The organism is Frigoribacterium sp. PhB24, from assembly GCF_003755185.1.
In the GTDB taxonomy this organism is placed as follows: Bacteria; Actinomycetota; Actinomycetes; order Actinomycetales; family Microbacteriaceae; genus Frigoribacterium.
Map to the genome: position 1 here is coordinate 127,667 of NZ_RKIC01000010.1, position 23,110 is coordinate 150,776.

The following is a 23,110-nucleotide window of genomic DNA, read 5'->3' on the forward strand; positions in this document are numbered from 1 at the left end:
CCTCGACTCTCGTCGGGACGGGCCTTCGCCTGTGTGGAGCCGGGTCAGCTCGCGGTCGGGCCGTAGTACGACTCGATCTCTTGCAGCTCGAGGTCGGCCGTGGCCTGGATCAACTCGAGCAGGTCGGCGTCGAGGCCGGGGCTGAACTCCTCGAGACGCTCGGGGCTGATCGTCGACGGCACGCCCTGCGGGGCCTGTTCGGTGGCCGTCAGCTCGGTGCCGTCGTTCGACGGCGAGGGGCCGCGGAAGATCTTGCTCGCCTCGCTCTTGCCGTCGAGGTCGAAGCTGTACTGCTTGCTCTGCAGACCGAGGTCGAGCAGCTTCTTCACCTCGGGGAACTTCTCGGCGTTCGTCTTCGGGATCGGCAGCAGCTTGTTCCAGTTCACGCCGAGCGACTCGAGCGCCTTGGCGTAGGCGTTCTCGTGGGCCTGGTCCCGGACGATCAGGTACGCGAGGGTGCTGCGGGCGACCGCGTTGTCGGTCATCTCGTAGATGCGGCACTTCTGCAGGCGCCCGGTCGACTCGAGCATGACGTTGTACAGCAGGTCGAGCGGCAGGTTGCCCGAGTTGTAGACGTAGCTGCCGCTCCACGGGTTGCCGACCGAGTCCACCGGCAGGGCGCCCTGGGCCCCCACGAGGTAGTGGTGGATGTTGCCCGTGTCGAGGGCGATGTTCAGCGGGGTCGCTCCACCGGCACCGGGCGTGTCGAGCGGGTCGGTCAGCGTGCCGGTGTACTCGGGGCTGCCGTCGAGCAGACGCGAGATGGTCGTGCCGATCAGCTCGACGTGGCTGATCTCCTCGGTGCCGACGCCCTGGATGAGGTCGCGGTAGGGCTTGGCCGACGGGCCCCGGAAGTTCATGGCCTGGAAGAGGTACTGCATCATGGTGCGCATCTCGCCGAACTGACCTCCGAGCCCCTCTTGCAGGGCGTTGGCGGCGGCGGGGTCGGGTTCGCCGTCGGCGATCTCGTTGATCCAGGTCTGTGCGTGGAAGTACATGGAGCCTCCTCGTGTGTTCTGGCGACGCGATGCCGTCGACCTCAGGCTGCGCCCTGCTCGGGGGGTGCGGTCGCCGGCGGGCCACCTTGCCAGGTGACCTGTACCCCTCTGTCCGCCCCGCGCCTCCGCGGCGGTGTCGGCCCTCGTGCCGTGCGACACGCCAGGATGGACGGATGCCCTCGTCACCCCGCGCCCGTCTCGTGCGTCGATCGGCCGGTACGGCCACGAAGACCGACACCCCGCCCAGCCCGATGCAGCGCCCCGGGGCGTTCCGGTTCGGCCTGATCGCGACGCTCGGCGGAGGGCTCGGCGTCGGCATCATCGTCGCCCTCATGGCACTGTCGACGATCCTCGTCTACATCGGCCTCGCGTTCTTCCTGGCGCTCGCCTTCGAGCCGGTCGTCCGACGCCTCGCCCGTGCCGGAGCCCCACGGTGGGTCGGGGTGATCGTCGCCGTCGTGCTGGTCGTCGGCATCGTCGTGGGCATCGTGGCCGCCGTGGTGCCGGCCCTGGTCGAGCAGATCGGACACGTGGTGCGGACCGCACCCGCCGCCCTGCAGGACCTCTCGCGTCAGCCGTGGGTGCAGCAGGCGGTCGAGACCGTCGGCTTCGACGTCGACGTCGACGACGCCGTCGGGGCCGTCACCTCGTACCTGCTCGACCCCGACCAGCTGCTCGCCCTCGGCGGGGGACTGCTCGCCGTGGGGCAGGGGATCACCAACGCGATCACCGCCGTCATCGTGGTCGCGATCCTCACCCTCTACTTCGCCATCACCCTGCCGCAGATGCTGCGCTCACTGAGCCGCGCCGTGCCGCGCAGCCACCGCGAGAACGTCATGAGCATCTCGGACGAGATCTTCCTGTCGGTCGGCCGCTACGTCGCCGGGCAGGTCGCGCTCGCCGCGGTCAACGCGGTCTTCGTCTTCATCGTGTTGACGATCGCCGGCGGACCGGTGCCCGTGCTCTTCGCGACACTTGCCTTCTTGGGGGCGCTGATCCCCGTGGTCGGCACCGTCGTGGCCTACGCGATCATCATCGCCGCGACGATCACCGTCTCGCCGGTGACCGCGGTCGTCGTCGGCGTCGTGCTGCTGGTCTACGCGCAGGTCGAGGCCTATGTGCTGACCCCGCGCGTGATGTCCAAGGCCGTGGCGGTGCCGGGGGCCCTCGTCATCGTGGCGGCGTTCGGCGGCGGGGCGCTCGGCGGCGTCCTGGGCGCCCTCGTGGCGATCCCGATCGCGACGGCCGGGGTGGTCGTCTTCGAACGGGTCGTCGTGCCGAGGCAACAGCGCGTGTAGCCGCCGGTTCCACGACGAGGGGGGCCGACGCCTCCGGCAGGGGCCGGGAACCGAGCCCGCGCCTCCTGGTCCTCAGATCGTGGGGCCGTCCGGCGCGCGAGGTGCCGACGGATCGACGGGGTCCGCCGGGCCGTCCTCGGCCAGCAGCAGGTCGATGCGGAGCTCGCGTTCGCGGGTGTAGGCCGTCAGAGCCCGGATCACCCAGAGGAGGGTGCGGACCAGGAGCACGCCCAAGGTGAGGGCGAGGGCGAACACCACGACGAAGAACACCGGGTAGAGGATGCCGACGATCGAATAGCCGTTGGAGAACATCCCTCGACGCTAGGTCACGACCGAGGTCGAGGGGCTCCACCTCGCGGTGGAGCCCCCGGACTCACTCCTCGGCGTCGGCCGGGCTCTCGTCGGCCTGGGCGGTCTCGTCCATGCGGTCGCGCAGGTGGTCGGCCATCGACGCCGCCCCCTCGTCGCCGTGGTCGGCCTCGACCTGCTCGATCAGGCCGCTCAACTTCTCGTGGTCGGTGGCCTCGGTGGCGCCGTCCATGACGGGCTCTGTCTGCTTCTCGTCGCTCATGGGCGGGACGCTACGCCCTGGGGGTCCGCGCCGCCTGGGGCCGCGCCTCCCGTCCCGACCGACGACTCGACACGGACGTCGAGGGGTAGCATGCGCGCCCCGCGACGGGTGGGGTACGCAGGGGCCGGGCATCGGCTGGCAGGCCCGCGCGTGTCGCCCCGCGCGTGCCTGGGATGGACCTCTGCCCCACCGGAACCGAGGACCACATGAGCACCACGACGCGAACCGCACACACCCGCACGAGCGACACCGGCCGCACCGACGACATCACCCGGGCCGCCGCCGACCTGTTCGGCTGGACCGACCTGCACCCCGCCCAGCTCGAGGCCCTGGAGGCGGTGGTCGCCGGTCGGGACACCCTCGCGGTCATGCCGACCGGCTTCGGCAAGTCGGCGATCTACCAGGTGGCCGGAGCCGTGCTCGACGGGCCGACCGTCGTCGTCTCGCCGCTGATCGCGCTGCAGGCGGACCAGGTCGCGGGCCTCGTCGGTCGACCCGACGCCCCGCCCGCCGTCGCCATCAACTCGGGCCACACCGACGCCGAGAACGACGAGGGATGGAGTCGTCTCGCCGCCGGGGAGGTCACCTACGTCTTCCTCGCCCCCGAACAGCTCGCCCGCGACGAGACCGTCGAGCGCCTGCGGGACGCCGGCGTCGCCCTGTTCGTCATCGACGAGGCGCACTGCGTGTCGTCGTGGGGCCACGACTTCCGGCCCGACTACCTGCACCTCGGCGAGGTCGTCGAGCGCCTCGGCGGGCCGACCGTGCTGGCTGTGACGGCGACCGGATCGGGGCCGGTGCGGGACGAGATCGTCGAGCGCCTGCGCCTCGACGACCCGCTCGTGCTGAGCCACGGCTTCGACCGGCCGAACCTCGCGCTCGAGGTCGTGCGGCACGAGGACGACGACGAGAAGGCCCGGGCCGTCGTCGAGCAGGTGGCCGCGTCGACGACGCCGGGCATCGTCTACGTCGCCACCCGCAAGGCCACCGAGCACTACGCCCGGGCGATCGCCGAGCGCTGCCCCGACCGCACCGTCGTCGGCTACCACGGCGGCCAGCGCTCGGCCGAGCGGGGCGAGCTGCACGAACGGTTCCACGCGGGCGAGGTCGACGTGGTCGTGGCGACGAGCGCGTTCGGCATGGGCATCGACAAGCCCGACGTCCGCTTCGTCGTGCACGCCGACGTGCCCGACTCGCTCGACTCGTACTACCAGGAGATCGGTCGGGCCGGGCGCGACGGCGACCCCGCCACCGCGACCCTGCACTACCGGCCCGAGGACCTCTCGCTGCGGTCGTTCTTCGCCTCGGGACTGCCGGGACGCGCCGACCTGCGCGGTGTCTTCACCGCGCTCTCGGCGGCCGGTCGCCCCGTCCGGCGGTCCGAGGTGTCCGACCAGCTGGCGCTGGGGGCCCGGACCGTCTCGCGGCTCATCGACCTGCTGCTCGAGGGCGGCTCCCTGTCCGAGTCGTCGGCCGGGTTCGAGCCGCTCGCCGGGTTCGACGCGAAGGGCGCGGCCGAGGCGGCCCGCGGAGTCGCCGTCACGCGCGAGCGGGTCGAGCATTCGCGCGTCGAGATGATGCGCACCTTCGCCGAGGCGCCCGGCTGCCGACGGCACTTCCTGCTCGGCTACTTCGGCGAGGAGTCGCCCGAGCGGTGCGGCAACTGCGACGGGTGCCGAGCCGCCGCACGGACCGGTGACGCCGAGGAGGCGCGCGACGGCCGGCCGGGCGACGTCACCGACACCGCGCCTCCTGCGTTCGCGAACGACGCCCGCGTCGTGCACGCGACCTGGGGCGAGGGGACCGTGATGAGCACGGACGCGGACCGCATGACGGTGTTCTTCGAGAGCGAGGGGTACAAGGTCCTGGCCGTCGCCGACGTCCTCGAGCACGAGCTGCTCACCCCGGCCTGACCCGTTCGTCGGGAGCGGCCGTCAGGCGGGCTCGGCCGCGGCGGCGAGCACCGTGGCGATCGTGCGGGGGTGGGCCAGCACCCGGAAGTGCCCGCCAGCGTGCAGGCGGACGTTGACCGCGCCGGGCAGTTCGCTGCCCTCGGGGATGTGCGGGTCGAACTCGCCGTAGACCGAGGTGATGCGGCCGTTGGCCGAGTCGTCCCGTGCGAGCAGCCTCGTCGTCGCATCGCGCGGCGAGAAGGCCCTCAGGGCGGGCAGCACCAGCCAGGTGGCGTAACGCGACCCCGAGAACGGCGAGCAGACGGCGACCATCGACCGTACCCGGCGGGTCTCGTCGAGCAGCACCATGACGTACTTGCCGATCAGGCCGCCCTTGCTGTGGGCGACGATCACGACGTCGGTGAGCCCGTGTCCGAGCAGGTACGCGGCGACGTCGCGAGCGGTGGCCTCGACCGGGCGGCTGTTCCAGCGCAGGTCGTCCAGCACGTGGACAGGGTGGCCCTCGGCGTGCAGGCGTTCGATCATCGGGCGCAGGAACGCCCAGGTCTCCCACACGCCGGGGATCACGAGCACGGGCCGACCGGCGCCCCCGAGGTAGCGCTCGGGGTCGCGCGGGCTCGTGACGGCCCGCACCTGCCAGATCGCGGCGTAGGCGTAGTCCTGCACCCACCAGACGGCGTGACGGACGAGCCGGCCGGGGGCGAGGTGGTGGAACACCACTCGACCCTAGGCGTCGACGTGCGGGTCGTCCCGGGTCAGACGCTGTCGGGGTCGAGGACGAGCGTCGTGCCCTCGAACAGCTGCTGGGCGTCGTCGATGACCTGCAGCCCCTGATTCATGTAGAGGAGTGCCGAGACCGAGATGCCGAAGCGTTGCGCGACGACGTCGATCAGGTCGTCGGGTGCGACGGTGTACCGCTTGGGTGCACCGGACGACGTCGTCGCCTCGAGGGCCCCCGTCGCGAAGGCCACCGCACCCGAGTCGGTCGGGACGATGTTCGTCTGCCGCGGTGGCACCGACCAGACGACCGGCGCGACGGCGAGGACCTTGCCGTTCGCGATCTCGACGGGGACGTCCGGGGAGGTGCCCGTCGAGTAGACGACGAGGGTCGAGAGGTACGACGGCTGGCTGATCGAGCCGAAGCTGCCCGAGGCCGCCGTCGGGGTCGTGACGGACGCGCCGAGCTCGACACCCCCGTCGCCGCCGAACGTGACGCCGTCGCCGACCGACGGAGCGACCTGGTAGAACGCGACTCCGACCGGGACGGGCAGGCTCGAGGTGGCGTCCGAGAGCTCGGTCGTGTAGCTGTCGTCGCCCCCGGCCACCACGCGGTAGTGGAGGTGGACGCTGCCCTTGGGCGAGGCGACGTCACCCTCGGCGACGACCGTGCCGGCCGCGACCGGCGTGATGAACGGCGCCGGCACGACGGCGTCCTGCGGTGGAGGGGTCGCCGCCCGGGGGGACGGCGTCGGGGTGGCGGTCGGCGTCGCCGACGGCGTCGCGCTCGGGGTGGGCGTCGAGGTGCGGGCGGGCGTGGTCGGCCGAGGGGACTCGGTGGGGGCGCCGGCCGCGAGCGGGGCCGACCCGCTCGTGAACAGGACCGCGCTCACGACGACCGAGACCAGGGCCGCGACGGCCACGACGCCACCGACGATCGCGAGACGGCGGCGACCGGACCGGGGTGCGGGTTCGTCGTCTCCGCCGTCGGCGCCCGCCCGGGGCGCGAAGAGTTCGTGACCGGGCGTGACGTCGTCGTCGCCCACCCCTGGTGTGTGCCGTGCCATGGTGCCCCCTCGGCGATGATCCTAGGGGACGGGATGGGCCGGGTCGAGACCGATCGGTCCGGTACCGGGTCGGGTACGAACCTGGAACAGCCTGTGAACCCCGGCGGCCAGCGGGCACCCGGCCTACCGTCACGGGTGTACCGGGTCAGTCCGGTCGACCGACAACCAGGAGGTACGTCATGTCCGTTGGCGACAAGGCAAAAGATTTCGTCCAGAAGGCCGCCGGCAAGGCCGAAGAGGCCGTCGGAAAGCGCACGGACGACGAAGAACTCACGAAGCAGGGCCACAAGGACCAGCACATGAGCGAAGAGCGTCTCGAGACCGAGAAGGCCAAGGACGACCTCGGCCAGAGCTGATCGTCCCGCCGACCCGGTCGGCACCACGAAGGGCCCGACATCCGCGGATGTCGGGCCCTTCGTCGTCCGGGTGGGGTCCTCTCCGGACGTGGGCTCAGCCGCCGCCCGGCTCGTGCCGGAACAGGTGTCGCTGCACCGCGAGGGCGAGCGACCTCAGGGCCGTGGCGTCCGCGGTCGAGAAGCGCCGCGCCTCCGTGTCCATGACGCAGAGCGCACCGACGCGGTGGCCGTCCGGCGACTCGAGGGGGTAGCCGGCGTAGAACCGGATGCCGGGGTCACCGGCCACGACCGAGTAGTCGGCGTAGCGCGAGTCCAGGCTGGCGTCCTCGATCACGAGGTGACCGGTGCGTCGGATGGTCGTGTCGCAGAACGACTCCGAGCGGGGTAGGACCACCGGGTCGATCCCCGAGACCGAGCGCATGACCTGCGTCTCGCTGCGGATCAGGGTCACGGCGGCGAGGGTCGTGCCGAAGAGCCGCCGGGCCCGGTCGGTGAGTGCGTCGAGTTCGGGGTCGTCCACGCCGTCGGCACGGTCCTCGAGTCGTTCGAGGGCGAGACGCCGGGCCGACTCGTCGGCGGCGACGGTCTCTCGGGCAGCGGGGCGCGCAGGGTCGAGCCGGTCGCTCACGGTGAGCGCGATCGGCGCTGCCCACCGGGCGTAGACGGGAGCGCTCTCCGCCTCGAAGGCGTGCTCCTCGGCTTCGGGGACGAAGACCATGGAGGTACGTCGGGCGACGGCACGTCGGGTCGCGGCGTTCAGCCTGCCGGCGTTCCGGTCCACGGTGTCGGCGAGTCGGGGTGGGAAATGCGGATTGACCGCGAACGACGGGACGCCGAGCACGAAGGTCGTGGTGGCCGCAGGCGTCCCGGCCGACACGACGTCCAGCAGCGCCTCGAGGTCGTGCTGCCAGGCGGCGACGTCCATCAGGGCGAGGGCCTCGTTCGCCCCGAACGAGAGCAGGACGGCGTCGAACCGGCCGAGATCCAGGTCGGCGATCGCGTCAGGGCCCTGCCTCACGGTCATGCGGCCGTCGACCACGATGTCGACGTCGGTGGCCCGTCCGGTCAGCGCGGTGAGGCTCCGGGCGAGGTGACCGGGCAGTCCGAGCTCGTGCGTCCGCACGCCGCGGCCGGTGGCGACACCGTCACCGACCAGGAGCACCCGGTCGGGGTCGGTGCCCGGCGCGTGCAGGTGGGGCGAGTCGCGCGCGACGACGTGGCGTTCCCACGAGTGCGGGCTCGCGCTCAGCCAGGTGCGGATCAGGGGACGCGCGAACGCGTGGGTGACGGCGGAGAGCATGGCGGCCTCGCATCGGCGGGTGACGTGCCGACACTTGGACGGCCTGGGAGAACCCCCGTCACGCGATCGACGATGCAGGCCTGGTCCGCCCGAGCCTAGGCAGTCGCCGTCGCGACGGCCCTGCCGCGTCGGGGGGCTTGACAAGGTGACCGGTGGGGTTCGATGCAGGATGTGCACGACGAGGCCGTCCGTGCTTCGGTGAAGGCATGAACCGTTCGTTCCGCGCCCTGCTCCCCGCCGTCACCCTCGCGGTCGTCTTGTCGGCCTGCTCGTCGCCGGGCGGCACCGAGACGACGGGGACTCCCACCGTGACCGTCTCGGCGTCTCCGTCGACCGGGACGCCGACGCCGACGGCCGCTGCCACGGCGACGCCCGGCCCCGACGGAGCGTCCGGAGGAGGCGGCGACCTGGGCGACGGTGCCGGCGGTGACGCGTCCTCACGCTGCACGGTGGGCGAGCTCACCGCCGAGATCGCCGACGGAGGCGGGGGTGCGGCCGGCAGCTACGGCGTCGCGATCATCCTGACGAACAGTGGTCAGCGGTCCTGCACCCTGCAGGGCTGGCCGGGCGTCTCGTTCGTCGGAGACGGGAACGGGACCCAGATCGGTGCCTCCGCCGTACTCGACCGGTCGACCGCACACGAGACCCACACGCTCGCCCCCGGCGGCGAAGTGCAGACCATCGTGCGCATCGCCCAGACGGGCAACTACGACACGGACGAGTGCCGGCCTCAGGCCACCGACGGCTTCCGGGTCTACCCGCCCGGCTCGCTCGAGTCGATCTTCGTACCCGCGTCGGGGTCGAGCTACGAGGCGTGCTCGAACGCGCAGGTGCAGCAGATGACGGTCGGCGCCCTCGCGACCTTCTGACGTTCCCCCGGCCCCTCTGCCGGACGGAGTCATCCTCGGCCAGAGACTGGAGGACGTCTGAGGGTGCTGCGGATCGTCCTCGGTGCGACCGTCCTCGCCTGGGGCATCATCCGCACCCGGAGGTCCGCGGCGGTGTGGTTGCCCGTCGTCGCCGACCCCCGGTGTCGGTGCCGCCCCCGGTGTCGGTGCCGGCAATTCCGAGCTGGTGCTGCGGCGGGGTGACGGGATCGGCGTGGGACGGGCGCTCCGGCGTCAGGAGCCAGGATTTGCCGACAGAGGGGGCGGGCGGGGGTGAGCTCGTGACGCGACCCGTGCCTCCTGACGTCTAGAGACGGGCCTCGGTCCGCCTCGGCTTCAGCCGGGAGGGCGCGTCCGATGCCGCGAGCCACTCGCAGGTGAACGTGCCGCGGTAGCCGAAGAGGAAGCCGAAGCGATGGTTGCGCACCTCGAGGTCGACGTGGAACGACCGGTCGTCGTCGGACCACCACTCGTGCAGCTCGGCCCGGCCGCTGAAGAGCATCGGGAAGCGGAACGAGACCGGGCCCTCGTGGAACCGCTGCGCCTCGGACCGCAACACGAGGCCGCCGTGGGCGTCGACCGTCAGGTCGAGGTCGACCGCGAGGTGCTGGTGCGTGCCGAGGTAGTCGAGCACCCGCCCCTCGTCGAGCACCATGGTCGCATCGAAGCGGACCGGGCGCCGGCCCGCGCGGCGACGACGCGGCACCGTGTACGAGCGGACGAAGGTGACGGTCTCACGGCCGAGACCGTCGCGGTACGGGTAGTTCTCGATGACGAAGGGCACGTCACGGCCGACGTCGGGCACCAGGATGTTGCGCAACCGCCCGATCTGCAGGAACGGGACCGTCCACCACGGGCCCCGCCGGATCGACGACATGACGCCCCGGCCCACGCAGGCCTCGCCCGAGTCCAGACCGACTCCGAAGCGGCGCTGCATCATCGGGTGCAGACGGGCGAACTCGTCGCCGAGGGCCTGCTCGAAGATCGAGGTCATCGGGGTGACCGCCTCGCGGGGTCGGGCAGCGCGGCCAGGGTGACCGGCGCCTCCTCCAGGTGGTCGCTCGTGCGCGAGCCGCCCACGGGAGCACGCAGGGTCCGGGAGGCGCGGGGGCGGTCCGGACGCCAGAACGCGAGGGCGCTGGCGAGCGGCCACCGCTCGGGCTCGCGCCCGGTCTCGAGCCAGAGCCGCAGACGGTCGAAGCTGAAGGCGGTGGCCCAGCCGAGCAGCGGGCGGACGACCAGGTCGAGCGGACCCCAACCCGAGTCGTAGTCGTAACCCGTCACGAAGCGTGTGCGCCCGTCGGCCGTCGGCAGGTAGCGCCAGTACCCGCGCCCGGCGCGGATCGGCGAGAGGGCGTCCTCGGTCGCGAAGCGCAGGGCCGACGTGCGCGAGCCGTCGGGGCCGTGGCGCTCGCCGATGCTGACGCCCGTGCCCTCGACGGTGTGGAGGGGCGTCCGGCGGACGTAACGGAACGGGGTCGAGCCGTCGCCGTCCGGCGGCCCGGGGGTGATGCTCGAGAAGCGGACGTCCCAGCGGACGTGCTGCGCGGGGTCCTGCGTGGCGGCCCAGACCCGGTCGAGGTCGGCGTCGATCACGGTCTCGACGTAGATCTGACGTTTCCCCACGATCGTGAGGCTAGGGCATGGTGACGGCCTCGGGAACGCCTCGCGACGCGGTTCGCGGCCGGTTCTAGGCTCACGCCATGGACGAGAGCTTCGAGACGGTCCGCGTCGCGTTCGGGGCCGCGGCGCGGTGGTTCGCCGAGACGGTGCACGAGCTCGATCGGGCACCGGTCCGGTGGGATGACCCGGCCCTCGGCGAGTGGAGCCTCCGCGACCTCGTCGGCCACACGTCGCGGGCCCTGTCGACGGTCGAAGAGTACCTGCGGCCCGGGTCGACGGAGTCCGACCGCCGGACCGTCGACTACTACCGGGCCGTCCGGGGCGGACGCGCCGACCCGGACGAGGTCGCAGAGAGGGGCCGGCGGGCGGGACGGGACCTTGGCGTCGACCTGCCCGAGAGCGTCGACGTCCTCGTGCGACGGGTGACCGGCGTGGTGGCCGGCCGGTCCGCGGACGCGCGGGTGGAGACCCCGGTGGGCGCGTGGCGACTCGAGGCGTACCTGCCCACGCGGGTCGTCGAGCTCGTCGTCCACACGGGCGACCTGCGGACGGCCGGCGGGCTCGACGGGCAGTGTCCCGAGGTCGCGAGCCGTCGGGCGCTGGTCGTGCTCGGCGCGCTCGTGGCCGATGCTCCGTCGGATGACGCGCCGCGCCTCCTGACGGCCCTGACGGGGCGCTCGGCGCTCGCCGCCGGGTTCACGGTGCTGTGACGCGGACGCCACACCTGCCGTCGGACGGCGGCCCCGCCGTCTCGAGCGTCGGCCTCGGGAGCGGGTTCGGCCTCGGGGCCGGCAATTCAGGGCTGGTGCCGCGCCGGGGTCCCGGGATCGGTGCGGGACGGGTGCGGCCGCAGCAGGAACCAGGACTTGCCGACGGGACGACGCCCGCCGCCGCGCGGGGCTCGTCGTGCTCGCGGTGGGCTGGTGACTACCGTGGCCGCATGACCTACCCGCCGCACGACCCGTACCGGACGGGCTCCGTCGAGACGACCGACCGCGCCTCGCTGTACGTCGAGGAGTCCGGGCGCCCGGACGGAGTCCCTGCCCTCTGGTTGCACGGCGGACCCGGCGGCTCGCTCGGTCGGGGAGGCTACCGACGGGCGTTCGACCCGCGGGCGTACCGGTTGGTCGGCATCGACCAGCGCGGTACGGGGCGCAGCACCCCGAGCGTCGCCGGCGACCCGGCCGGCCTCGAGCGGCACACCACGCAGCGGCTCGTCGCCGACCTCGAGGAGGTGCGTGACCGGCTCGGCATCGAGAGCTGGGTTGTCGGCGGGGTGTCGTGGGGCACGACGCTCGCGCTCGCCTACGGCGAGGAGCACCCGGACCGCGTCCGAGCCCTGGCGCTCAAGGCGGTCACGACCACGAGTCGGGACGAGGTCGACTGGATCACCGAGGGGGGGGTCGGACGGCTCTTCCCCGAGGAGTGGGCCGTGTTCGACCGCGAGAGCAGGAGGCGCGACGACGAGAGGCCCGTCGACGCGTACGCGAGACGGCTGGCTTCCGACGACGCGGCCGACCGTGAGGCCGCCGCGGCGAGCTGGGACAGGTGGGAGGGCGTCCACGTGAGCCTCGACGACCCGGACTCCCGAGGGCGGGGACACCTCGGCCCCGGGCGGCGGGAGGCGTTCGCGACGCTCGTCACCCGGTACTGGAGCAACGACGGCTTCCTGTCGGGCGAGCGGTCGGTCATGGCACGGCTGCCCCGCATCGGGCACATCCCCGGCGCGCTCGTCCACGGTCGACGAGACGTGAGCGGGCCGGCGGTCACGCCGTGGCGTCTGCACCGGGCCTGGCCGGCGAGCACCCTCACCGTCGTCGAGGACGAGGGGCACGGCGGCCCGGGTCAGGTCGAGGCGCTCGGCTCGGCACTAGACGTATTCGCGCGGCGGTGATCAAGGTTGCTCTATGCGTTATCGCTGCGCTCACCTAAGGAGGTCGGCTAAACGAACTCAAGCCCCTGCCGAACGAGGTGCGGAATCGTCACAACTTCCAGATCTGCGGCCGGGACAAGCTCAATGAGCCAGGTATCCTCCGCGGCCTTGACGACGTCAGGGATTTTTGCTCCTGCCACCCTGAGAAGAACCACATTGCTCGAATGACGTTTTGCCGAGTGCAACGCTCGATCAGGATCGGTTGTCATGTGAACAAACTGTCGATCCATCGATCTGAGACCGGCACGAGCTTCGAAGATCGATGGCAGATTGCCGATAGCAGTGGCATGAAACAACCACTCTGGGGGAGTTGGGCGTTCGTAGTCGGAACGACGATTAACGGAGTGGCCGTAGGAGGCGCGAATTTCCTGGCCGTCGAGTTCAAACCTCGGCTCCCCTAGAGCGCCCGCTACAACGAGTAGCTGTTCCGGTGTGACACCCCGGTGGCCATGTGCCTTGAGAGCGTCAGCTAAGTCTTCCGCGAACATCCATCCTCCCACTGCTGTTTTGGCACTCGTGTCGTGGCGGAGATGATATGACATCGCCTTGCTTATTCGCACGCGATCATTTGGCTGAATGCTCTTAAGCCGCGTGGGGTCCGAAAGTCCGGTTTTCACCGCCCAGGCAGAGAGTATTTTGTTGGCCCAAGCGCCCAACGGCTTCGAGGTCTCCGACCCAGCGAGACCGGCCAACAGGCGGTACGCGTGATCTCTAGTCGCTGACGTCGATCGTGCATCTGTGAGCAATCCAACAGAACGAGCCGCCGTACTTGCTCGATAAGCCTCGAAGTGCACTTCTTGAGTGTCAAGACCAAGGGAATTTAGGTAAATTCCGAGAATTTGGTCCCGAGTCTCCCAATCCGCCGGGTCGATGACAGGCGCGTCGTCAACGAGTTGAGCGAGTTCGTATGTCAGGGGTCTTAGCCCGATGGATTCAAGGTCAGCGGCCAAGACTCGCTGATCATCATTAACAAGCCAGTTCAATGTGTGGGCATCCCGTCTTGGAAAATCTGGCATCTCCTCGATGATGCCCCACCATTCGTTGAATAGAGAGCCCTTATCGTTACCAGCAAGCTTTCTAAGCCACCTACCTAGCTCTCGGTCCTTTATAACTCTGCGGGCCGTAGGGCCACTTCTAATCTCGGCGTGTTCCCAACCATGTATTAGTCCCAAGAAGCGGGATGTTTGGCGGAGTAGTTCGATTGGTTCGCTACCAGGCTCACCCAGCGCTTGGCGAAGTGTGCGTCCTCGCGCATACCGGCGGACGCTGATTAGGTCGCCCGCTTCGTTCTCGTTCCCGACAACTAGGGAACTAATGTGTTCGATAACGCCGAAATGCGGTGAAACTCCAAGGTCTGCAAGTCGACCGCTGAGATTCTTTGCACGCTTAGAGTCTCGAAGTAGCGCTTCAGGCGAAGTTCTTTTGAAGACGAACGTTTGGCCAGTAATGCCAGAAAAATCATCCACCGTATAGGCCTTGCCGCGACCGCCCAGACCGCTCATTCGTAAAGCTGGGTTGTTTATGGCGTTCTTTGCTGCCTGCGCAAAAACAGCGGTTTCGTCGCCAGATCGTATTGCGGCGACCAGGGCTGGGTTGCCCCGAAGAGTGGCACCGTTATAACGTCCTGAGGTTTCGATGTTATTGGCGAGGAGTACCAGAGGCTCACTGCTCGTTGGATTCAAGTGGTGTTGGCGAAGGAGAATGTCGATGCCAGCTGCCCTGTGACCCGCATGCTGCGTCATTTCGGCCAATAAGAGCAGGTCCTGAGCTTGTGCGAGCTTATCCCGCACCCCACCTAGTGCTCGTTTAGTTCCGATAGGCTCCCGTAGTCGCACGGCATCCTGGAGTAGTTCGATAGCTTTAGTCTTGCTGCTTGACCGTGCGATTCTCGATTCCAGTTCCGCCAGATACTCGCGGTATTGATACTGGCCCCTCTCGGCTGACTTTCGAAGGATCTCCATAAGAGCGTCAGAGGCATATTCGATGGTGGGCGGCAGGGCCCTGGATGTTCTTAGAGTAAACGGCAGGCGGACGTTCCTCAAGGGCAGTTCCTTATGAGGATGCTCCAGAATGAAATCATGAAGAGCTATGAGCATCAGGCATCGAATTTCATGGGCCAGCTCAAGGGACTGGAGTTCAACCGTTCTCAGCGAGTCCCTGGCTCTTGCCAAGAACTGTTTTCTTGCACTGTCGGAAGCATGATCGGCCAGGTTGAGCCATATCTCCGCGGTGTTTAGGTGCCAACTGGGCCATTCATTTGATGGCACAAAACGCGCCTGTGTATATCTTGCCGCCTCGCGCAGCGTCTCAACTTCACCGGTGGCATGGTATATTTCCAACGATGCTTCAATCCTCAGGGCTGCTGACCGGTAGTCCCTATCGTCGTGACTTGCTGAGGCTTCCAGATGTTCAAGGGCCGATCGCAATCGGTCGACATCTGGAGTCGAGAAGCGCGCAGCTGTGACTACCTGTCTACCGATCTCGCGCCCAAGGCGAATTGGCGTTCTCTGGGCGGGTGCAGTCTGGGTGTGTGGCCAGAGTGTCTCGTACGCGGCCAGAGTCAATTCAGCAGCGCGCACCAAAATGACCGGTTCGTGGAATGGAATGGTCCCAGCATGATCTCTCAAGGCTCGTGCGGTTAACCATCTTGCCTCCACAATTTCGGCCCCGTAACTCGATCCGGAGGACCTTAGATACGACCCAATCTCCGCGCCCGCCGTAGAAAGTTTGGCTTCTACGATTAGTGCGGCAAACGCCGGAAGATCAGTCGATCGTAATTGAAACCAACTGTCTGTAATCGCGGCGGGGCTGGCGTCGTCGGATAGCCAAAGCCGAACTACCTCAAGTCCGTGCAGATCGACCCAGTTTTCGAGCTGCTCGTCTATCCGAATCCCAACTACTTTGGCGGTGCGGCAGACGGCCTCAAAGTTGGCCTGAGCCTGTAAAGCGAGATCCGTGAACGCCGTTTCCGGCCGTACTGCATAGAAGGCAGCAACCTGACCAGGATTTGGCTTCATCGACGTGGGCCGCCCTTACTCGAGCGCACACACTGTCGTTCGGGGCCTACAACTCGTTCGCGGACGTGCGTCTTCATTGACTTCTTCCCTGGCGTTTGGACTGAGACAAGTCTGCAACCCTAAGTATTATCTGGGTCCTCGGATTCGGCGGTCCAGCGCAATCTTCTGAGTAGGTGGTGACGCTGATGTGTAGCGCCCATGATGACACGGCTCCGCGCCTAATGACGCGAAAGATGGCACGGGCTCGCGTGTACCCGATACTGAACACGTCACGGGCGAGGTGGACGGGGCGGGGCGGGCTGTTCGACGTCGCCTGCGCGAGAGTACGTGCCCTGCTTGCGGGCACGCGTGGGAGGAACACCCGGGTGGTCGTGACGGAGCCGGCGAGGTCTGCGACGAGTGCGAGTACGAGCGGGACTACGAGGAGGTGCCGGTTTATCGTGCGCCGTGTCGGCTGACGGTCCCCGATGCGTTGCTCGCGCGTCTCACCCCAAGGGAGAGGGATTGGGCGAGGCCCCTGTCACGTGGACTCGGAGACCGCATCGGGAGGGGCCTGGCGCACATGGTGGACGCCGTGATCAACGCGTGGCCCTGAGTGGCATTGTGACTGCTGGGGTCAGCCCTCGCGCACGCAGCCGCCGTCGGCCGCGTCGCGACCGGGGCGCAGGCCGGGGTCCTCGACGACCCGTGCTCGGTGTCAATGTCGGTGTCGGTGTCGGCAATGCCGGGTCGGTGCTGCGGCGGGGTGCCGGGATCGCCGTGGGAGGGGAGCAACCGCGACGAGGGTCAGGATTGGACCACGGGTTGACGCCGCAGCAGCGCGAGGAGAGCCCGGCTCGGGGTGCGGGCGTGGGGTGCGATCACCGCGATGCTGGTCGCGGCTTGAACTGCGTCTGGCCTGTCGCCTGCGTCTGCTCTTCGACCCTGGGGCCTCGCTCGTCGCCTGATCCGGTCCGCAACGGATCAGGCTGGTGAACACATGGCGGGTCGCATCCTCGGCGGGACCGCAGGGCCTGTCCTGCACGCATCAACGGCCCGACGAGTCGTCGATCCGCTGGAACAGCACGTGGTCCTGCCAGCGGCCTGCGATCTCGAGGTAGGACGGGGCGATACCGTACTGCTCGAAACCGGCCTTCCGAAGGACTCGTTGCGAGGCGAGGTTGTGGCGGAGCGTCCCGGCCTGGACGCGGTGCAGACCCGCTTCACCGAACGCCCAGTCGACGGCCTCGTCGACGGCCGACGTCATGATGCCCCGCCCGTTGCGGTCCTCCGACAGCCAGTAGCCCAGGTCGCAGGACCGGAACGGGCCCCGGGCGATCCCGCTGAGGGTCAGCCGGCCCACCACAGCACCCTCGTCGACGATGTCGAACGGCTGCGCCTCGCCCCGTGACCGTTGCGCCAGCAGCGACGAGATCACCGACAGCTGCCCCTCGGGCGTGAAGAAGGCGTCGCCGCGCACGGGGTCCAAGGGGGCCAGGAACTCACGATTGCGCGTCAACGTTCGTGCCAGCTCGGGGGCGTCTCGCGGGTCGATCAGGCGCAGGTGGGAGGACACCGGTGCACGCTACCGCCGGAGGAGCGTCTTGATGCCGCCGGAGTCGACGCGCTACGAGCGCTCGTGAGGCCGCGGGCTCAGCGCGTTCAGCCGCGCGACGAACGTCTCGAACCTAGTCTGGTCCGTTCGCCCGCTCAAGGTCTCGCCGAACCATTCCGTCCAGATGACGTCGACCTGGTCGCCGATTGTTCCCCCGGCCGTGATCAGCTGACGCACGATCGGGACGGCCTCGAGCTCGTACTCGTCCAGGGGGCATCGTCCTCGGCCCCGGGCTCCAGGCCCTAGGGGTCAAGGGCGTTCAGTTCGACGAGGACGCGGTCGACGAGCTCCCGCCAGGCCTGACGTCGGCGCGGCTCGCCGCCGTTCGCGTCTCGGCGACGCCGGAATGCGCCGAGGAGCCTCACCGCGCCTCCGGACGACCGGCCTCGTCGAGCGCGCGGAGCAGCGCCTCGCCGTCGCGCACGTCCACGAAGGTCATCGGCAGCGGGGCCAGGACCCCGTCGAGGCCCGTGTTGGTCAGTCCGCGCTGGCGTGCACCGAACGGGGTGGTTCCGGTGATCGAGTCGGTCCAGTCGACGCTGACGTGGGTGCGGTCGCGCGACCACGAGACCTCGTGGTTCTGCTGCTTCGCCGGTGCCTGGTGGACGGTCGACCCGACGACCAGGAACGACCGCTGGTCGGTGACCGCGTAGCCCGTCCTCGCCTTCCGCGCCCGCTTCAGCAGGAAACGACCGACCACGAAGAAGAGACCGATCGCGACGAAGACACCGCCGAAGGCGACGAAGAACCACGACCCGCCGTCCCGCAGCGCCGAGAGATCACGCTCTCGTCCGGACCACCCGACCAGAGCAGGCGCTCGCCGGGGCGCAGTTCGGGCTGCACGAGGGCACGTCGGTCGTCGGGCATGCGGGCGTCGGGAGCGCTCATGATCGAGAAACTACCGTGACGCGTCCGCCACCGTGACCGTCTCCGCGACGGGTACGAGCGGTGTCGTCAGGCCCTCGGGCGGTCGAACCGGGCGCCCGCGGGCTTGGGTCCGAGCAGAGACAGGATGAAGATGACGAATCCACCGAGGTAGGGGACGAGGTTGATCAGCAGCAACCACCCGCTGACGTTGATGTCGTGCAGGCGGCGGGCGCCGAGCGACAGGAACGGCACGATCGTGCCGAAGAGCAGGATCGCGAAGACGAAGCCGACGGGGATGAAACCCGGTCCGGGCTCCAGGGTGCCGTCGTAGTCCGTCGTGCTTCCCGGGAGACCCGCGAGGAGGCCGACGACGCCGAGCACGATGTAGAGGACGGAGTTCGCCAGGACCACCCACCAGTACTCGCTGCGGCTCGCCCGCCCCGTGAAATCGGCGTACTTCTTGAAGAACCGCGTGGCCGCGACGACCGGACCGGCGCCGTACAGCGGTGCCCAGAGGGGAACGGTCCCGCCCGGGCCGGAGGGCTGGCCCTGCGGCGGCTGGCCGTACGACGGCTGCGCGTACGCGGGCTGTGCGTACCCGGGCTGCTGCTGCGGGTAGCTCATCGGTGGCGGCGCGGGGTGGCCGTACGGCGCCTGCTGCCCGTTCGGGGGCTGCTGCCCGTACGGGGGCTGCTGCGCCTGTCCGCCCTGCTGGTCCGCTCCGTCGTTGCGATCGGCCATGAGATCCCCCTCGTCCGTGCCGCCCACCGCGACCCCGCCACCCTATCGAGACGCGGCCGTGCCCCGTCGTGCCGACGACGGCAAGCCGGCGGACCAGGAGGCGCGGTCCGCCACCGAGGACGACCCACGTCGAACGATCGCTCCGTGCAGACCCCGACTCACCCGCGATCGAGTGGGCAGTTGTCGCTGTTCATCCCCGGGAGAAGAGCAACTACTGCCCACTCGGCAGACAGTGCGTCGCCGTGAGGAGCGCGCGGGGGCAATGGGCCGGCGAGGGGCGGGCTGGGCGACCCCGGTTCAGCCCCAGCCGCCGAGGTAGGCCGCCACGCCGGGCTCGCCCGTGACGGGAGTCAGCCAGTCCACGGAGGCGCGGTGCGAGACGAACGCGACGCCCGCCCCCCAGCGACGGGCGCGCAGGGCGGCGCGACGCGACTCGACCGTCGCGAGCACGCGACCCGACGGGTCGGTCAGCTGGATCGTGCCGAGCGCCCCCACGCCGACCGCGTCCGTCGCCGTCCGGAGGTCACGCGCGACGTCGTCCCCGAGCCCGACCGCCGCGGCCACCGCCTGCGCCCGCGCGTCGTCCCAGCCGCCGGGATCGACCAGGGGCAGCACCCGCACGGGACCGTCGAGGGTCACGACCACCCGGGCACCGCCCAGCGCCGCGGCGGAGGCCTCCGACGACCGGCCCAGCACCCGCTGGTCCGCCTCGAACACCGACGCCACCTCGTCCGGCACCACGACCGTCACGTCCGGCATCGCCGCCAGCACGCTGTCCACCGCCACGAACGCCGCACCGGCCGAGATCGGCACCCCGGCGGCGACGACCAGCTCGACGCACACGTCGACGGTGCGACTGCGCACCCCGAAACCACGGGAGCCGCGCACCGCGATCAGGTCGGCGAGGCGCAGGGTCTCGCCGTTCTTGTCGGCCTGGCGCCGCGCCTCCTCGTCCTCGCGAGCGGCGCGGTCGGCCGCGGAGGCCGCTGAGGCCGCTGAGCCCGCCGAGGCCGCTGAGCCCGCTGAGGCCGCTGAGCCCGCCGAGTCGGTGCCGGCACCCGCCGCGCGCCCCGCCCAGTCCGGCCCGTCGTGCCACGCCACCGCCCCCGGCACGTGCGCGAAGACCCCGCCGGCGAGCCACGCGCGGTGTGCCCACTCCCAGTCCTCGCCGCCGTAGCTCGTGAACGACTCGTCGAAGCCTCCGACCTGGTCGAAGAACCACCGCGAGCAGCAGGTGACCGCTCCGATCACGTGGCGGTACGAGCGGTCGTCGGCGTGCAGCAGGTCGGCGGACCAGCCGTAGGCCTGCTGCAGCCACCGCGGCTGCTCGAGCTCATGGGCCGGCCCGGCCATCTCGACCGGTTCGGACACCGGCACGACGCCGGCACTACCGCCACCGGCACCACCGCCACCGCCGGCACCGCCACCGGCACCACCGCCACCGGCACCACCGCCACCGCCACCGCCGTCGGCGCCCAGCACCCCCGCGAAGTCCGCGTGCTTCCGCTGTCCGACCGTCACCGCCTCGGGCGCGAGCGCCGGCAGGCGGGTCAGCCGCAACACGTAGTCCGGCTCCGGTGAGGTGTCGGCGTCGACGAAGCACAGCACGGACCCCGACGACGCGGCGACCCCGACGTTGCGGGCGGCCGAGAGCCGGAACCCGCGGTCCTCCTGCACGATCAGTCGCACCTCGTCGGGCACCGTGGGGGCGGTCGGCGAGCCGTCGTCGACGACGATCACCTCGAGCCGCTCGGCCGGGTAGCTCTGCCGGGCGAGCGCCGCCAGCGTCCGGTCGAGTTCGGCCTGCTGCCGGTAGTGCACGACGATCACGGACACGAGCGGCGGCAGTTCGGGCCATTGCCCGTCGAGGGCGTCCCACGCGTTGCCCACGACGAACCGCCCGCCCGCTGGAGGCGCGGTGTCGGCCACGACGGAGGCCGGCGACCCGGCGTCGCGGCTCACCAGCGCACCTCGCCGGCCCACCACGTCGTGTAGGCGTCGGCGACCTCGTCGAGACCGGGCAGGGTGCGGGCGTCGTCGTCGAGCCAGGTCGACGCGGGGTCGGCCAGGGCCGTCGCGATGGCCGCCGCCAGCCCGCCCTCGGGGTAGAGCGTGAGCGTGCCGGGTCGCAGCGCCGCCATCTCGCGGGAGTACCTCGTGTCGGGCACGAGCGGGCGTCGTCCGGCGGCGATCCAGGTCGCGATCGACCCGGACGCCGACACGTGTTGGTGGGCTGCCACGGGCACCGACGCGCGTCGGGCCCGGTCGAGCAGCGTCGCGTCGTCGAGGTAGCCCGTCGCGCCGAACGGCACGCCGAGCCCGGCGGCCTCGTCGACGAGCTGCCGCAGTTCGGCTTCGTGACCCGAGGAGGCGCGACCCAGGGCCACGACGCCCGTCGCGTCCGCGCGCGGTCGCGTCGCCCCGCTGCCGTCCCGGGCGTCGTCGGCGTCGGGTCGCGCGGCCGCGAGTCCGGCCACGGCCGCCACGACCTCGGCGTGCCCCTTGCCCGGGTAGAAGAACCCGATGACCGCCACGTCGCCGTCCGGCTCGGGGCGTCCGGTCGGCAGCGGGTGGCGGTCGACGGGCAGGGGGATCACGGCGACCGGGCCGTCGAAGGCGACCCACTCGCGCAGCAGGGCACGCTCGTGCTCGCTGTTGACGACGACACCGCGGGCGGCGGCGACCACGCGACCGTAGGCCTCGCCGCGCCTTCGCAGGTTGCGCTCGCCGTCCGAGGGTTGGGGCAGGTCGTGGAGGGTGACGGTGAGCGCCGTCGTATCGGCCAGGTGCTCGACGACGTCGGCCGCGGCCGACGGTGACGGGCCCCAGAGCCGGTCGGTGAACTGCAGGTGTGCCCGGGGCACGCTGACGTCGTCGGGGTCGGCACCGAGGCTCGGGCCGGGGCCCTGGTCGGGACCCGCCGCGTCGTCCGGAACGTCGAGCAGGTCGGCGACGTCGAGCAGGTCGGCGACGTCGAGCGCGAGGTGCCGCCCGGTGCGGGCCTCGACCGTCGCCGCGATCTGGGCCGCGTAGGTCGCGACGCCGTGCTGCGGGTCGTGGTGCGTGACGACGACCGGCAGCTCGCCGAGGGCGGCCGTCGCGGCCGCTCCGCCCGCCGCGGCCGAGCGGGCCGCGTCGCGTGTCGTCGCCCCGGGGGCCGTGGCGTCGACCGCCGCTCCGCTCACGCCGCACCCCACAGGGCGAACGTGTCGGCGTGCCGGGTCATCGCCGCCTCGACGGCGTCCGGGTGCTCGGCGTACCAGGCGAGGTGCGCACGACGGACCTCGTCGACGTCGACGCGCTCGCCGCCGACGACCCAGTGGTCGGTCGACTGGTCGTCGAGGCCCCACGCGTCGATCACGGCCTGCTCGCGCGGAGCGTGCACGCTCGACAGCACCGGTCGGCCCGGGTCGACGACGTGCTCGGGGAGGCCGGCCCGCTCGCGGACGCGCGACGCGAGGGCCGTCCAGACGGGGTTGCCGGGGTGGTTCAGGGTGCGCATCTGGTCGAAGCGCGGAGTGCCCGACCCGTCCGCGCCCGTCCCGACGTCGAACAGGTCGGAGGCGACGACGGTGTCGTGCGCGACCTCGCGCCTCCGCAACTCGGCCAGAGAGAGCTCGGCGACCGATCGCACGACGGCGGGCGTCAGGGCGTCGGTCGCGAGGGGGCGTCCGGCGGCCTCGGCGATCAGTCGGACGTCGTGGTACTCGACCACGGGCGGCACGAGCGAGGCGTCGCTCGGCGGCCGGACGATGACGTGCGCGGGGTAGAGGCCCGCGAATCGGACGACGGGCACCCGGACGACCCGCGCCTCCCGGGGCAGCATCGCGGCGAGCTGCGACGTGCCGAGCGGCAGGTCGTGGTAGTCGTCGCGCACCGGCTGCGAGACGAGCAGCCCGGCCCGGCCGAGCCACCGTTCGAGCTGCGGCAGGTCGGTGGCCGTGAGTTCGTGCACCGGAGGCATCCGCACGGTCGTGAGACCTGCGCCGTCGAGGAAGATCCGCAGCGACTCGGCCTGGCAGTTGCCCACCACGAGGGCGATCGTCCCGTCGTCCTCCGGCTCGCTCAGGCCGGAGAAGACGCCGTAGTGACGGGTGCGGCCGTCGGGTTCGGTTCGCTGTTCGGACATGGTTCCCTCCGGCCCGGACTCGGAACGGACAAAGGGGGTCGCGCGGGCCTATGTTGAGTCAACAGCGACTTCCCCGGTCGCGTCATCCTTTCCCGCCGC

The 23,110-nt window shown here is 70.5% G+C and carries 21 protein-coding genes; 6 read left to right on the forward strand and 15 right to left on the reverse strand.

Annotated elements, in window-relative coordinates; translation table 11 throughout:
- Positions 1-44 precede the first annotated feature (44 nt).
- Positions 45-998: a manganese catalase family protein gene (locus EDF50_RS05380; RefSeq protein WP_123518562.1), complete on the reverse strand. Its 954-nt coding sequence runs from the start codon at positions 996-998 to the stop codon at positions 45-47.
- Positions 999-1,171: 173 nt separating this feature from the next.
- Between EDF50_RS05380 and EDF50_RS05385 the strand changes: the two genes are divergently transcribed.
- Positions 1,172-2,296 carry an AI-2E family transporter gene (locus EDF50_RS05385; RefSeq protein ID WP_158612639.1) on the forward strand — a complete coding sequence of 375 codons (1,125 nt, stop codon included), beginning with the start codon at positions 1,172-1,174 and terminating at the stop codon, positions 2,294-2,296.
- 72 nt (positions 2,297-2,368) lie between these two features.
- Here EDF50_RS05385 and EDF50_RS05390 read toward each other — a convergent pair whose 3' ends face one another.
- Together EDF50_RS05390 and EDF50_RS05395 are read right to left on the reverse strand one after the other, a co-directional pair.
- Entirely contained in the window at positions 2,369-2,608 is a 240-nt protein-coding gene (locus EDF50_RS05390) for a hypothetical protein (RefSeq protein WP_123518564.1), read from the reverse strand.
- Positions 2,609-2,669: 61 nt separating this feature from the next.
- On the reverse strand, positions 2,670-2,867 hold the full coding sequence (locus EDF50_RS05395) for a hypothetical protein (RefSeq protein ID WP_054146271.1): 198 nt from the start codon (positions 2,865-2,867) through the stop codon (positions 2,670-2,672).
- A gap of 206 nt (positions 2,868-3,073) precedes the next feature.
- On the opposite strand from EDF50_RS05395, the gene EDF50_RS05400 reads away from it, so the two are divergent.
- A complete protein-coding gene (locus EDF50_RS05400) occupies positions 3,074-4,780 on the forward strand; it encodes an ATP-dependent DNA helicase RecQ (protein ID WP_123518565.1) in 1,707 nt (568 codons plus the stop codon).
- A 21-nt stretch (positions 4,781-4,801) separates the two neighbouring features.
- Here the strand turns inward: EDF50_RS05400 and EDF50_RS05405 are convergent, their stop codons facing one another.
- Positions 4,802-5,497 carry a triacylglycerol lipase gene (locus tag EDF50_RS05405; RefSeq protein ID WP_123518960.1) on the reverse strand — a complete coding sequence of 232 codons (696 nt, stop codon included), beginning with the start codon at positions 5,495-5,497 and terminating at the stop codon, positions 4,802-4,804.
- A 38-nt stretch (positions 5,498-5,535) separates the two neighbouring features.
- Positions 5,536-6,564, reverse strand: coding sequence for a LysM domain-containing protein (locus tag EDF50_RS05410; RefSeq protein ID WP_233570360.1), 1,029 nt, complete (start codon positions 6,562-6,564; stop codon positions 5,536-5,538).
- Between the two features lie 179 nt (positions 6,565-6,743).
- Here EDF50_RS05410 and EDF50_RS05415 point away from each other — a divergent pair, with 179 nt between their 5' ends.
- The gene (locus EDF50_RS05415; RefSeq protein ID WP_123518567.1) at positions 6,744-6,920 is read left to right on the forward strand and encodes a CsbD family protein; all 177 of its coding nucleotides are present in this window, start codon (positions 6,744-6,746) and stop codon (positions 6,918-6,920) included.
- A gap of 94 nt (positions 6,921-7,014) precedes the next feature.
- Here EDF50_RS05415 and EDF50_RS05420 read toward each other — a convergent pair whose 3' ends face one another.
- The gene (locus tag EDF50_RS05420) at positions 7,015-8,220 is read right to left on the reverse strand and encodes a GAF domain-containing protein (protein ID WP_123518568.1); all 1,206 of its coding nucleotides are present in this window, start codon (positions 8,218-8,220) and stop codon (positions 7,015-7,017) included.
- Between the two features lie 206 nt (positions 8,221-8,426).
- Between EDF50_RS05420 and EDF50_RS05425 the strand changes: the two genes are divergently transcribed.
- On the forward strand, positions 8,427-9,089 hold the full coding sequence (locus tag EDF50_RS05425; protein ID WP_123518569.1) for a DUF4232 domain-containing protein: 663 nt from the start codon (positions 8,427-8,429) through the stop codon (positions 9,087-9,089).
- A gap of 325 nt (positions 9,090-9,414) precedes the next feature.
- Here the strand turns inward: EDF50_RS05425 and EDF50_RS05430 are convergent, their stop codons facing one another.
- Positions 9,415-10,101 (reverse strand): DUF4166 domain-containing protein, encoded by a 687-nt coding sequence (locus EDF50_RS05430; protein ID WP_123518570.1) that lies wholly within the window; start codon positions 10,099-10,101, stop codon positions 9,415-9,417.
- A complete protein-coding gene (locus EDF50_RS05435) occupies positions 10,098-10,733 on the reverse strand; it encodes an SRPBCC family protein (RefSeq protein ID WP_123518571.1) in 636 nt (211 codons plus the stop codon). The genes EDF50_RS05430 and EDF50_RS05435 overlap by 4 nt, the downstream gene beginning before the upstream one ends.
- A 77-nt stretch (positions 10,734-10,810) precedes the next feature.
- On the opposite strand from EDF50_RS05435, the gene EDF50_RS05440 reads away from it, so the two are divergent.
- The gene (locus EDF50_RS05440) at positions 10,811-11,440 is read left to right on the forward strand and encodes a maleylpyruvate isomerase N-terminal domain-containing protein (RefSeq protein WP_123518572.1); all 630 of its coding nucleotides are present in this window, start codon (positions 10,811-10,813) and stop codon (positions 11,438-11,440) included.
- Between the two features lie 230 nt (positions 11,441-11,670).
- A complete protein-coding gene (locus EDF50_RS05445; RefSeq protein WP_123518573.1) occupies positions 11,671-12,624 on the forward strand; it encodes an alpha/beta fold hydrolase in 954 nt (317 codons plus the stop codon).
- 47 nt (positions 12,625-12,671) lie between these two features.
- On the opposite strand, the gene EDF50_RS05450 is transcribed toward EDF50_RS05445, so the two are convergent.
- The 7 genes from EDF50_RS05450 to EDF50_RS05490 all read right to left on the reverse strand — a co-directional run bounded on the left by EDF50_RS05450 (position 12,672) and on the right by EDF50_RS05490 (position 23,011).
- Positions 12,672-15,680, reverse strand: coding sequence for an RNA 2'-phosphotransferase (locus EDF50_RS05450; RefSeq protein ID WP_123518961.1), 3,009 nt, complete (start codon positions 15,678-15,680; stop codon positions 12,672-12,674).
- A gap of 1,027 nt (positions 15,681-16,707) precedes the next feature.
- Positions 16,708-17,235, reverse strand: coding sequence for a GNAT family N-acetyltransferase (locus tag EDF50_RS05455; RefSeq protein WP_199738647.1), 528 nt, complete (start codon positions 17,233-17,235; stop codon positions 16,708-16,710).
- Between the two features lie 400 nt (positions 17,236-17,635).
- Positions 17,636-17,974, reverse strand: coding sequence for a hypothetical protein (locus EDF50_RS05460; RefSeq protein WP_123518574.1), 339 nt, complete (start codon positions 17,972-17,974; stop codon positions 17,636-17,638).
- A 254-nt stretch (positions 17,975-18,228) separates the two neighbouring features.
- Positions 18,229-18,882 carry a DUF805 domain-containing protein gene (locus EDF50_RS05465; RefSeq protein WP_233570362.1) on the reverse strand — a complete coding sequence of 218 codons (654 nt, stop codon included), beginning with the start codon at positions 18,880-18,882 and terminating at the stop codon, positions 18,229-18,231.
- 297 nt (positions 18,883-19,179) lie between these two features.
- Positions 19,180-20,844: a glycosyltransferase family 2 protein gene (locus tag EDF50_RS16395; RefSeq protein ID WP_148076761.1), complete on the reverse strand. Its 1,665-nt coding sequence runs from the start codon at positions 20,842-20,844 to the stop codon at positions 19,180-19,182.
- A complete protein-coding gene (locus tag EDF50_RS16400; RefSeq protein WP_148076762.1) occupies positions 20,841-22,067 on the reverse strand; it encodes a hypothetical protein in 1,227 nt (408 codons plus the stop codon). The genes EDF50_RS16395 and EDF50_RS16400 overlap by 4 nt, the downstream gene beginning before the upstream one ends.
- Positions 22,064-23,011, reverse strand: coding sequence for a WcbI family polysaccharide biosynthesis putative acetyltransferase (locus tag EDF50_RS05490; RefSeq protein ID WP_123518577.1), 948 nt, complete (start codon positions 23,009-23,011; stop codon positions 22,064-22,066). Before EDF50_RS05490 ends, EDF50_RS16400 begins: the two co-directional genes overlap by 4 nt.
- Positions 23,012-23,110: the final 99 nt, after the last annotated feature.